The organism is Lacisediminimonas sp., assembly GCF_030645335.1.
Lineage (GTDB): Bacteria > Pseudomonadota > Gammaproteobacteria > Burkholderiales > Burkholderiaceae_D > Lacisediminimonas.
In genome coordinates this window covers 1-11,566 of the sequence record NZ_JAUSNH010000005.1, presented here as the reverse complement: position 1 = coordinate 11,566, position 11,566 = coordinate 1, and the positions used below count along the sequence as shown (strand labels likewise).

The 11,566-nt window shown below is 63.1% G+C and carries 11 protein-coding genes; 8 read left to right on the top strand and 3 right to left on the bottom strand.

Going from position 1 to position 11,566, the window contains the following annotated elements:
* Together Q7T64_RS00280 and Q7T64_RS00275 are read left to right on the top strand one after the other, a co-directional pair.
* Positions 1-900: alpha-hydroxy acid oxidase (locus Q7T64_RS00280; RefSeq protein ID WP_304789252.1), on the top strand; the 900-nt coding region annotated here is incomplete at its 5' end.
* 33 nt (positions 901-933) lie between these two features.
* The gene (locus tag Q7T64_RS00275; protein WP_304789250.1) at positions 934-2,616 is read left to right on the top strand and encodes a thiamine pyrophosphate-binding protein; all 1,683 of its coding nucleotides are present in this window, start codon (positions 934-936) and stop codon (positions 2,614-2,616) included.
* Between the two features lie 139 nt (positions 2,617-2,755).
* Here Q7T64_RS00275 and Q7T64_RS00270 read toward each other — a convergent pair whose 3' ends face one another.
* The gene (locus tag Q7T64_RS00270; RefSeq protein WP_304789248.1) at positions 2,756-3,541 is read right to left on the bottom strand and encodes an enoyl-CoA hydratase/isomerase family protein; all 786 of its coding nucleotides are present in this window, start codon (positions 3,539-3,541) and stop codon (positions 2,756-2,758) included.
* Positions 3,542-3,674: 133 nt separating this feature from the next.
* Positions 3,675-4,607, bottom strand: a complete 933-nt coding sequence (locus Q7T64_RS00265; protein WP_304789246.1) for a sugar kinase — start codon at positions 4,605-4,607, stop codon at positions 3,675-3,677.
* Positions 4,608-4,815: 208 nt separating this feature from the next.
* Here Q7T64_RS00265 and Q7T64_RS00260 point away from each other — a divergent pair, with 208 nt between their 5' ends.
* The 3 genes from Q7T64_RS00260 (at position 4,816) to Q7T64_RS00250 (ending at position 7,863) form a co-directional block, all read left to right on the top strand.
* Complete coding sequence (locus tag Q7T64_RS00260; RefSeq protein ID WP_304789244.1) at positions 4,816-5,157, top strand: cytochrome c; 342 nt, start codon at positions 4,816-4,818, stop codon at positions 5,155-5,157.
* A 47-nt stretch (positions 5,158-5,204) separates the two neighbouring features.
* Positions 5,205-6,524, top strand: a complete 1,320-nt coding sequence (locus Q7T64_RS00255; RefSeq protein WP_304789242.1) for an MATE family efflux transporter — start codon at positions 5,205-5,207, stop codon at positions 6,522-6,524.
* A 133-nt stretch (positions 6,525-6,657) separates the two neighbouring features.
* Positions 6,658-7,863 carry a diguanylate cyclase gene (locus Q7T64_RS00250; protein ID WP_304789240.1) on the top strand — a complete coding sequence of 402 codons (1,206 nt, stop codon included), beginning with the start codon at positions 6,658-6,660 and terminating at the stop codon, positions 7,861-7,863.
* Between the two features lie 71 nt (positions 7,864-7,934).
* Here Q7T64_RS00250 and cynR read toward each other — a convergent pair whose 3' ends face one another.
* Positions 7,935-8,816, bottom strand: a complete 882-nt coding sequence (cynR, locus tag Q7T64_RS00245; protein ID WP_304789238.1) for a transcriptional regulator CynR — start codon at positions 8,814-8,816, stop codon at positions 7,935-7,937.
* A 136-nt stretch (positions 8,817-8,952) separates the two neighbouring features.
* Here cynR and Q7T64_RS00240 point away from each other — a divergent pair, with 136 nt between their 5' ends.
* Genes Q7T64_RS00240 through Q7T64_RS00230 form a run of 3 tightly spaced genes read left to right on the top strand, consistent with a single transcriptional unit; the run spans position 8,953 to position 11,465 of the window.
* Positions 8,953-10,122, top strand: a complete 1,170-nt coding sequence (locus Q7T64_RS00240) for a muconate cycloisomerase family protein (RefSeq protein ID WP_304789236.1) — start codon at positions 8,953-8,955, stop codon at positions 10,120-10,122.
* A gap of 38 nt (positions 10,123-10,160) precedes the next feature.
* The gene (gene catC, locus Q7T64_RS00235; protein ID WP_304789234.1) at positions 10,161-10,439 is read left to right on the top strand and encodes a muconolactone Delta-isomerase; all 279 of its coding nucleotides are present in this window, start codon (positions 10,161-10,163) and stop codon (positions 10,437-10,439) included.
* A gap of 33 nt (positions 10,440-10,472) precedes the next feature.
* Positions 10,473-11,465, top strand: a complete 993-nt coding sequence (locus Q7T64_RS00230; RefSeq protein ID WP_304789232.1) for a tripartite tricarboxylate transporter substrate binding protein — start codon at positions 10,473-10,475, stop codon at positions 11,463-11,465.
* Positions 11,466-11,566 lie beyond the last annotated feature (101 nt).

The following is an 11,566-nucleotide window of genomic DNA, read 5'->3' as shown; positions in this document are numbered from 1 at the left end:
GCCATGGCGCGCGCAGCCGGCAGCCTCAATGTGCCCTTCGTGCTCAGCGGCGCGTCCATGACGCCGCTGGAAAAGGTCGCCGAAGCCTTGCCCGGCATGTGGTTCCAGGCGTATATCCCCTCGCGTCGCGATGTCATCAAGGCGCTGGTGGAACGGGTTGCCGCAGCCGGCATACGCACGCTGGTGGTGACGGTGGATGTACCGATCGCCTCGGTGCGTGAGATTGAATTGCGCAACGGTTTTTCGATTCCGCTGCGGCTTTCTGCCAGGCTGCTTGCCGGCGGCCTGTCGCGCCCGCGCTGGCTGTTAGAGACCTTTGCCCGCACGCTGCTCACGCAGGGCTTGCCGCATTTCGAAAACTTCACCGCCCAGCGCGGCACGGCGATCATCACCGCCAGTACGGCAGACCATCGCGCCGGTCGCGCCGCGCTGTGCTGGGACGACATGCGCTGGCTGCGCGACAACTGGTCCGGCAATCTGGTCATCAAGGGCATCCTGCATCCTGACGACGCGCTGCGTGCGCAATCGATCGGGGCCGACGGCATCATCATTTCCAATCATGGTGGCCGCCAGCTGGACGGCGCCATTGCGCCGATCGACGCATTGCCGGCTATCATTGCAGCCGTGCCTGGGTTGACGGTCATGATCGACAGCGGCTTCCGCAGGGGAACCGACGTACTCAAGGCGCTGGCGCTGGGTGCACGTTTTGTGTTTGTCGGCCGGCCTGCCATGTTCGGACTGGCGCTTGGTGGCGAGCGAGGCGCAGCACACGCAATCAGGCTGCTGCAAAAGGAAATTGACCTGAATCTGGCCCTGCTCGGCTGTCCGGCCACGGCCGGATTGACCAGTGATTACCTGCGCCATGCAGTACTGCATGAACACAAATTTCCATCCGAATAAAATAACGGATCCAACAGGAGACATAAAACCATCATGAGTGAACAAAACATTGCCCGTTCGGGCGGACAAGTACTGGTCGATGCACTGCTCAGCCACGGCGTGAAGACGACCTTTTGCGTGCCTGGCGAAAGCTTCCTGTCCGTGATCGACGCGCTGTACGAAGTACGCGACGAGATCAAGCTGGTCGTCGGCCGCCAGGAAGGCGGCGTGGCGCACATGGCCGAAGCCTACGGCAAGCTCACCGGCGAGCCGGGCGTGTGTTTCGTCACCCGCGGTCCGGGCGCGACCAACGCCGCCATCGGCATCCATACCGCACGCCAGGACTCAACCCCGCTGATCGTGTTTGTTGGCCACATTGCGCGCGACACCACCAGCCGCGAAGCCTGGCAGGAAATCGACTACCGCCACATGTACGGCCACATCGCGAAATGGGTAGACCAGATCGATGACGCACGCCGCATTCCCGAATACATCAGCCGCGCTTTCCACATTGCCACCTCGGGCCGCCCCGGCCCAGTGGTGCTGGCGCTGCCGGAAGACATGCAGCTCGACATGGTGACGGTGCGCCAGACGCCGCGTTACCAGCGCGTGCCCTATCATCCGGCGCCGCAGTCAATATCGACTTTGCAAAGCATGCTGGCCGAAGCCAAACGCCCGCTGGTCATGGTCGGCGGCGGCGCCTGGACCCGTGCCGCCGGCGAGGGCATGGCCCGCTTCGCCGAGAATTACGACCTGCCCGTGATCTGCGGCTTCCGCCGCCAGGACCTGTATGACAATTGCGATCCGCACTACGCTGGCGAAGCCGGCCTGGGCATGGACCCGCGGGTTGCCGAACGCATCAAGGCGGCCGACCTGATCATCGCCGTGGGCCCGCGCATTGGCGAAACATCCACCCACGGCTACACCTTGCTGGAAGTGCCCAAGCCGCAGCAACGACTGGTGCATGTGCATCTCGATCCGGATGAACTGGGACATGTGTATCACGCCGATTTGCCGATCCATGCCGGCATGGAGGAATTTGCGCGGGTCGTGGCGGCACTGCCAAAGCCGGCGTCAACCCCGTGGCATGACTGGACCAAATCAGCGCGCCAGGACTACCTGGACAACATCAAGCACACGCCCATGCCGCCCGAGAACGGCGTCGACATGGGCGAGGTGATGCAATACCTGCGCACCACCCTGCCGGCCGATTCGATCATCTGCAATGGCGCCGGCAATTACACCATCTGGGTACAGCGCTTCTACCAGTACCGCGGCGTGCGCACGCAACTTGCACCCACCAGCGGCACGATGGGCTATGGCGTGCCGGCGGCGATTGCGGCAAAACTGGTCCATCCGGAGCGCACTGTGGTCGCCTTCGCCGGCGATGGCTGTTTCCTGATGAACGGGCAGGAGCTGGCCACGGCCGTGCAATACGGCATCAACATCATCGTGGTGGTGGTCAACAACGGCATGTACGGCAGCATTCGCATGCACCAGGAAAAGCAGTATCCGGAACGGGTCCATGCATCGACCCTGAACAACCCGGACTTTGCCGCCCTGGCGCGGGCCTATGGCGCAACTGGCGTCCTGGTCGAACGCACCGAAGATTTTGCAGCGGCATTCGAAGCCGCGCGCAAGGCCGGCAAGCCGGCCTTGATCGAGGTGCGTACCGATCCGGAACTGATCACGCCAAGGGCAACCATCGGCGCATTGCGCAAGGCGGCGCGGGCCTGATCGTCCGGCGCTAACAGCAAGCCCGGCCCTGGAGCAGGCGCGCTGTCTGGCGCCCCTGTTTCTGGGCCTGCCTTGCGGCCAGTGCCGGCTAGTGCATGTGCCAGCCCGGCAGCCGGCTCAGCGAGCGCAGGGCGACAAATCAACGACCCTTGAAATCGGCTGGCCGCTTGCCAAAAAAGGCGTCGAGCGCCTCGGTAAAGTCGGCGGTGCCGGCGCTGGCGATGAAGTTTTCCTGTTCCCGATCTAGCTGGGTGCCCAGGTCGCTATCGAACGATGCGCGCAACAAGCGCTTGGTGCGGCCCATTGCCAGCGTCGGCCCGGCGGCGATGCGGCGCGCCAGGGCGTCGGTGGCTTCTGCCACCGTCGCCTCGGGCACGACCTTGTTGACCAGGCCCAGGCGCAGCGCCTCGCTGGCGTCGAAGGTTTCACCCAGCAAGGCCAGTCCCATCGCATTGCGCAGCCCGACCATGCGCGGCAAATTCCAGGTGCCAGACAAGTCGCAACTGACCGCCACGCCGATGTAGGCAAGATTGAAACGCGTGCTGTCGGCGGCAATCGCCAGGTCGCAGGCCAGAGCCAGGCTCAGGCTGCCGCCCGCCACTGCGCCGTGCAGGCTGGCGATCACGGGCGCATCCATATTGGTCAACAGGCGAATGGCTGCATGCATCGGCTCCAGCAAGGCCCGCGCAGTCTGCTGGGAATCGATGCGCAGCGCGGCCAGGTCGCCGCCCACACCGAAATTTTTTCCTTCTGCCCTGAGCACGACGGCGCGTACGCTACTGTCGGCGGCAAGTTCGGTGCAGCAGGCAAGGAACGCCCGCGCAGTCGGAATATCCAGCGCATTGCGCTGGGCCGGACGGTTCATGACCAGGGTGGCGATTGCGCCATCACGCTGCAGGTATACCGGTGCATCCATGTTATTCATCTTGTCTCCATCTGCCGGGATTTTAGTGCCGAGCATGATACCGCAACGGCCTGTTGCTGCGGATGCGGGCAATGCTGCCGGCGCTGCTGCTTACTGGCGACAGACATTGCACGGCCACGGCCCAAGCCGGGCACTAGCCGTTCTGCGCCAGAAAAACCTGTACCTCCGCATACGATGGAATGCCTGCCCGTCCGCCCTTTCGTGTGCATTTCATTGCGGCCACGGCGCTGGCCATTCGCATCGATTCTGCGACATTGCAGCCACCGGCGATCGCGACCGCATAAGCGCCGTGAAAAACATCGCCGGCGCCAGTGGTGTCGACCACCGCCACCGGGAAAGCACTCTGGTAGTGCACGCCGCTTTCATCCAGCCAGACCGTACCCTTGGCGCCGCGTGTAACCGCGGCTACCCGGCATCCGAGGTCACGGGCGCGCTGCAAGCCGAGCACCGGACTCAACTCATCGCCGATATTCACCGCGTCGCCCAGGAAGGCGCGCAAGCCGGACTCCGAAAAAATCGCATGGTCGACCATGGGCAGCAGGATGTGGAAGTCGGCCTGTTCGGCGATCTCGCCATCCAGTACGGTCGGCACGCCGTGCTCGCGGGCCGCAGCAAAGGCGGCGCGCGCGCCCTCCACCCAGCGCACATCGCCGTGCACGGCCTGTGCCCTGGCAATGTCGTCCAATGGTAACCAGGAGGCATCAGCGGGAATATCGCTGCCGCGGAAATTGACGATGCTGCGTTCGCCATCATGGCTCACGAGAATGCTCGACACCGACGAGCGCGCTCCGTCGAACAGGCGAAACTGCGCAATGTCGACGCCATACCGGCTGAGCTCGTCGCACATCGTATGGCCGGCGGTGTCGTTGCCGCCCCGGCCCCAGTAGCTGGCGGCGCCGCCGAGCCGGGCCACCGCCACGGCGGCGTTGGCCGCCATGCCGCCCCCGAGCTCCAGGTAGTCATGGGCGCGGAACTTGCCGCCGCCGACCGGCAGTTCATCCACCAGCCATACGCGGTCAAGGGTCGAATTGCCGACGCATACAACACGAATCTTTTCAAAATCCATTATTCTGTCTCCTGAGTTGCTGCAAGCTAATGCCATCGCCGGTTCGCCGTGACGCATCCAGATCAAACAAACCTGAAATTTGCCGCTTTTGCGTTGCAAGGTAAAGCATTAACGGGTCAGGATTGATAATCCGGGCGACCGAAGTCGTGACCATGACCTGCCGGCGTACGGGTCGGGCATCACAACCGACCGACATGACGGGGACCACATGATCGAACAGAAATGGCGGGTGCGGGTCATCGCAGCGATCAGCCTGCTGGCGCCCGCCATCGCGCTGGCCGCGCCCGAAAAGACGCAGCCACGCGGCGAACTGCTGTACCAGAACCACTGTATCGCCTGTCACACCGAGCAGGTCCACTGGCGCGAGCAACGGCTGGCAAAGGATTGGCAAGGGCTGCTGCATCAGGTGCGCCGCTGGCAAACCAATACCGGCCTGCGCTGGGACGACGAGGATATCCGTGCTGTGGCCCAATACCTGAATTCACGCTATTACCGCTTCCCATCCAGCGGTGACAGTCGTACGGCATCCAAGGACGCGGCGTCGAAATAAGCGTGCTGATCCCAACCCCCATGCCCCCGCTGGCAGCACCCGCCCCCTTGCCCCCGCCGCGCGTTGCGGCACTGCTGCAAAGCATGCTGGCGCTGGCCGGCCCGACCTCCATCGTGGCCGTGATGCAAGTGTCGTCGCAACTGATGGAAACCTGGCTGGCGGCGCGCCAGGGAACCGCCGCGCTTGCCGGATGGGCGGTGATCCTGCCCTTTTCACTGCTGATGCAACAAATGTCCAGTGGAGCGATGGGGGGCGGCGTGGTCTCGGCCATCGCCCGTTCGCTTGGCGCGTCCCGGCGCGACGATGCGTCCGCCCTGGTCATGCATGCGGTGATCATTGCCGTCGTTGCCGGCCTTTGTTTTGCATTGGGACTGTCGCTGTTTGCCGGCCCGATGCTGGTCGCCATTGCCGGCCAGGAGGCAAAAGACGCGACGATGATGTATGTGATGCTGTTTTTCGGTCTTGGTGCGATACCGGCCTGGCTATCCAACACGCTGGCATCGGTGCTGCGCGGCGGCGGCCAGCATGCACTGGCTGCACGCACGCTGGGCACGGCATGGTTTGTCTATCCGGTACTGGCCTGGCTGCTGGCCGAACCGGCTGGCATGGGCATGACCGGCATCGGCGCCGCATTTGCCGGCGTATTCACGCTGGCCACGCTCGCCATGGCGGTCGTGGTGATGCGCGGCGGCGCCGGTTTCGTGCCGAACCTGCGGACCCGGATTTCACGCCCGCTGTTCAAGAAGATCCTGGCCGTGGGTGCAGTGGCCTGCGCACTGGCCGCCATCGCCAACCTGACCACCATCCTGGTCACGGCGCAAATGCGCGACTATGGCATTGCCGCAGTGGCCGCCTATGGCATTTCGGCCAGGATGGAGTTCCTGATCATTCCGCTGGCCTTTGGCGTCGGTTCGGCGCTGACTGCGCTGGTCGGCCGCGCTGTCGGCGGCGAGGAATGGCGCATGGCGCGCCGCGTGGCCTGGCTTGGCGGTGGCATTACCTTCGCCTTCACCGGCGCACTGGGCGTGGCGGTGGCGCTGGCGCCGCATGCTTTCGCCTCGTTCTTCACCAGCGACCAGCAGGTGGTTGCCATTGCTGCGCGGGCGCTGGGCTTTATCGGCCCCGCATTCGGTTTTTTCGGACTGGGCATGACCATGTATTTCGCCGCCATGGGCGCGGGACGAATGAAATGGCCGGTAATGGCGGCCATCTCCCGCTTCACTATTGCCGTCGGCGGCGGCTGGTTGCTGGCCCACGTTGCGGGCATGGGCATGAATGGCCATTTTCTCGGTGTCGCCCTCGGCCTGGTGTCATACGGTGCGCTGACCGCAGGCGGTGTGCGCCAACGCGTTTGGCAAGCCCGCTAGGCAATTTGCACAAAACTGCACACGCCAAACTAGCGCAGGCGATTTCAATTGATGAAACGGACCGCTGAAGGAGTGGTCTGAGTTACCATATGGAAACAATTCTCTCGAAACTCCTCCAGTCCCCTGCTTAACGATGGATTTCCTGACCGCCGGCACTGCCGTAATCGCAGTGCAACTTTGCATGGCGCTGGCCACCGGCGGCATCTATCTTGTCGACCCCAATCGTGCCAGCGGCGCACAATATTGGGCGGGCGCCCAGATCCTGATTGCCGCGGGTATCGGCGGCATCCTGCTCGATGGCGGCGTCGGACGACCCTGGGCGCTGATTCTGGCCAACAATGCCATTGTCTGGGGCGCGATCTTCCAGTATTGGGGCTTGCGCGCTTTCAACGACCGGCCATTTGGCAAGTTTGCCCTGCTCCTGGGCGTGCTGTTTTTTGTCTCCCATGCGACGCTGCTGCTGACGGGTACGCCCTTGTTTCCGCGCTTGCTGCTCTTTTCCAGCGTCATGCTGACGGTGATGTCGCTGAGTTTTTGCACTGCGTGGCGGGCCACCGCCAAGTACCGCACGCTCGGCGCCTGGCTGGTGCTGAGTTCGCTGGCACTACTGATTTTCAACAACCTGTTGCGCATTGTTGCGGCATCCCTGCGCACGATGGACCTGCAGCCGATTTCACAATCGGTACCGGCCATCTTCGTGCTGTACCTGATACCGCTGGCTGGCATCGTGCTGTATTCCGTCGGCTTGCTGCTGCTGTACTTCGAGCGCTCGATCCGGGAACAACAGTACCTGGCTACCCATGACGGCCTGACCGGCCTGCTGAACCGCCGCGCACTGGTCCAGGCCGGAGAACGCGAAATCGATCTCGCCCGGCGCTATCGGAACCCCTTGTCGGTGGCGGTGGTCGACATCGATTTCTTCAAGCGCATCAACGACCGCCTCGGACACCAGGCGGGTGATGCCGTCCTGGTCGACATCTCCGGCATGCTGTCATCGATCTGCCGCCGCGGCGACCTGCTCGGACGTTACGGCGGCGAAGAATTCTGCATTATTTTTCCCAGCGTGGATGCGGCCGAGTGCAAAGCGCTCGGCGATCGCTTGATGGATGCGGTCCGGCAGTACAGTTATCTCGGCCAGTATCCCGTGACAGTCAGTGCCGGATTTGCGACGCTGGAAGCGGGCGACTTGTCCGATAACTGGGAACAACTGATCCGGCGCGCCGATATTGAACTGTACAAGGCCAAAGGCAATGGCCGCGACGCGTTCTACATTGCCAGTGACCGCAGCGGCGCGGCTCCCCTGACTGAACTCCCGATCCCCATCCAGGCCCGCGCCTGACCGGGCGCGGCTTGCCGCATCCGAAGGCGCCAGCCACTTGCTGGCTGCAGGCACCACATCCCTGCTGGCATTCATTGCCCGCGGTTTGCCCTGCGCAACAAGGCGGCAAAGGCTTGCGCCGCCATGCTGCGCGATGCGCCTTGCCGCCATAGCACGGCTGCTGGTCTCACCAGCTGCGGCGACACCAGGTTGATTGCCCGCATGTCGGTGGCCTGGCTGGCCGCGCGCTCAGGCACGATGCTGGCCAACTGGCTGTCACGGCAAGCGGCGATCAGGGCTTCTACCGACTCCATCTCCACTGGTACGTTAGGCGTCACGCCGGCGGCCCGCAAAGCCTGGTCGATCAGCCTGCGGGTGGCAAATGCCGGGGTCAACAGCGCCAGCGGTACCTTGGCCAGCGCATTGAAAGCCAGCTTGCTGCGGCCGGCCAATGGATGCGAACGGTTCACGATCAATTGCATCCTCTCCTCAAACAAAGGTTCCGCCTCGATCTCCTTGCGCTGCGTCGGATAAAAGGCAATGCCAAGATCGAGTTCACCGGAAAGCAGTTGTTCCTCCAGCGGACTGGCGCGCAGATCGCGCACGACGATGTTGACGCCCGGATAGGCCGCATTGAAAGCAGCCACCGTCGCCGGCACCAGCGTATTGAGGAAAGTCGGGATCACGCCGACAGTCAGCACGCCCGCCTGCAGGCCGCTCAGATCGGATAGCGCCATGCGTCCGGCCTCCAGCTCCTGCAAGGCGCGTCCGGCGAAGTTGCGGAATACCGCGCCCGCCTCCGACAACTTCAGCCGGCGGCCAATGCGCTCGAACAACTGGATTCCCAAGTCTTCTTCCAGCTGCCGCAAGCCATGCGACAGCGTGGACTGCGTGACATACAGATTGCGCGCCGCCACTGTCAGATGCTCAGTGTGCGCCACCGCAAGAAAATAACGTAGCTGCCGGATTTCCATTTCCTGCCCCCCTGCAATGCATCCAAGATTTTTCAATCGTTCGATATTATCGAATAATACGAAAGAAATTTGCCATTGGATCGATTTCCTGCTCTGTCCTACAGTGTCGGTACGTTAGCCAACCGGGCCCATTCCCATGCCAGCCAGCCTGTCCATTGAAAGTATTGACGCCCGGATACTCGATATCCCGACAGTCCGGCCGCACAAGCTCTCGTTCGGCTCTATCAGCCGGCAAAGTCCGGTGATTGTCCAGGTCCGCCTGAACAATGGCGCCACCGGTCATGGCGAAGCAGCAACCATCGGCGGGCCATCCTGGAACGAAGAATCGCCGGAAAGCATCCACCACGCCGTCACCGGCTATCTTGGCCCGGCCCTGCTCGACCAGGACGCAGCTCGCTTCGAAGCCGCCATCGCACGCATGAACGCCGCCTGCAGGGGCAACTGGTTTGCCAAGAGCGCCGTCGAAATGGCGCTGATCGACGCCGTCGCCCGGACCCTGGGCCTGCCGGCCTGGCAACTGCTGGGCGGCAAGCGACATGACAGCTTGCCGCTGGCATGGACATTGGCCAGCGGCGACATCGCGCGCGACATCAGCGAGGCGCAGGCCATGCTGGTGGCCCGCCGTCACCGTATATTCAAGATCAAGATCGGCGCCCGTGCGCCGCAAGACGACGTGGCCCATGTCAGCGCAATTGCGCGCGAACTCGGCGCACATGCCAGCCTGACGATCGACGTCAACCAGGCCTGGGACGGCAATACCGCACGCCGCTACCTGCCGCAACTGATTGACAGCGGCGTTGGCCTGATCGAACAGCCGGTCGCGCACTGGAATATCGAAGCCCTGAAAAGCCTGACCGCCACGCTCCAGGGCGGCTTGATCATGGCCGACGAAAGCGTCTGCCTGCCGCAGGACATGATGCTGCTGGCGCGCCAGCACGCCAGCCATGTCGTGTCGCTGAAAGTCGCCAAGCATGGCGGCTTGCTGCGCACTCGCAAGGTCGCCGCAATTGCCGAAGCGGCCGATATCGGCTGGTATGGCGGCACCATGCTGGAAACCTCGCTCGGCAGCGCCGCTTCCGCCCACGTTTTTTCGACATTGCAGGATTCGCCGCACGGCTGCGAATTGTTCGGACCGCAACTGCTGGTCGACGACATCGTGCAAGCGCCGATGCAGATACGCGATTTTGCGTTGCAGATCCCCGACGGCCCGGGCTTCGGCATCGAGATCGACCAGGCCAAGCTGATGCGCTTTGACCGCAACCATGCGTCACGCCAGCCGATCGTGGTCGACATGGGACAACACTGATTGCAGTACCCGGGCAAAAACCGACTCAGGAGAACGACATGCTTTATCTGGTCAGAATGGACGTGCAGATTCCCGCCGACCTCAACCCGGACACCGCCGCCGACATCAAGGCGCGCGAAAAACAATATTCGCAAGACCTGCAGCGCAGCGGCCAATGGCGTCACCTGTGGCGCGTCGTGGGCGAATACGCCAACTACAGCGTATTCGATGTCGAATCCAACGACGCCTTGCATGCATGCCTGTCCGGGCTGCCGCTGTTTCCGTACATGAAAATCCAGGTCACGCCGCTGGCGCAGCACCCGTCGGCCATCGAGTAGCAAGCACAACGACAGTACACAACAGGAGTAGACATGAAAACCAGACTGACCAAGCTCGCCACGATCGGCGCCGTGTTGAGCGTCTCGCTATCGGCCCTGATGCAGGCCGCGCCTGCCCATGCCCAGGAATGGCCCGCAAAGCCGGTGCGCTGGGTCGTGCCATTCCCGCCAGGCGGCGCCATGGACGCCATCGCCCGTGCACTCGGCGACAAGGCAGGCAAGGCGCTCGGCCAGGCATTCGTGATCGAGAACAAGCCGGGCGCCGGCGGCAATATCGGCGCCGACCTGGTCGCCCGTGCGCCAGGCGACGGCTACACCATGATGATCACCTCGATCGGCATGGCCACCAACAAGTACCTGTACAAGCAATTGTCGTATGACCCGGTCAAGGACTTTGCACCGGTCATGCTAGTTGCCGTCGTGCCCAATGTGCTGGTCACCAATGCCACCCAGCCGAACGTCAAGAACATCAGCGACGTGATTGCAGCGGCCAAAGCCCAGCCCGGCAAACTGACTTATGCGTCGGCCGGCACCGGCACCTCGATCCACCTCGCCGGCGAAATGTTCGCCTCGATGGCAAAGGTCGACATGATGCATGTGCCTTACAAGGGCAGCGGCCCGGCGGTCACCGACTTGCTCGGCGGCCAGGTCAACTACATGTTCGACAGCATCACCTCGGCCAAGCCGCACATCGAATCCGGCAAGCTGCGCGCCCTGGGCGTCACCACGGCCAAGCGCTCCAGCACACTGCCCAATGTGCCGACCATTGCACAGGCCGGACTGCCGGGCTATGAAGTGTCGCCATGGTTTGCGGTCTTCATGCCAGCCTCGACACCCAAGCCGATTATCACTAAACTCAACGCCGCCCTGCGCGATGCGATGAAGGATCCGGACATCAAGAAAAAGTTCGAGTCCATCGGCGCCGAGGCAATCGGCTCAACGCCCGAAGCGCTGGCCACCCACCTCAACACCGAAGTGGCGCGCTGGGGCAAACTGATCGCGGAACGCAAGATCACCGCGAATTGACGCCCTGCAGGCGGTGCTGCGGGGGCCACCCGCAGCACCGCCTGCACGACCGGATCGAAATCCATGACACAACTCAAATTCCTCAAACAAGGCCAGGGCCC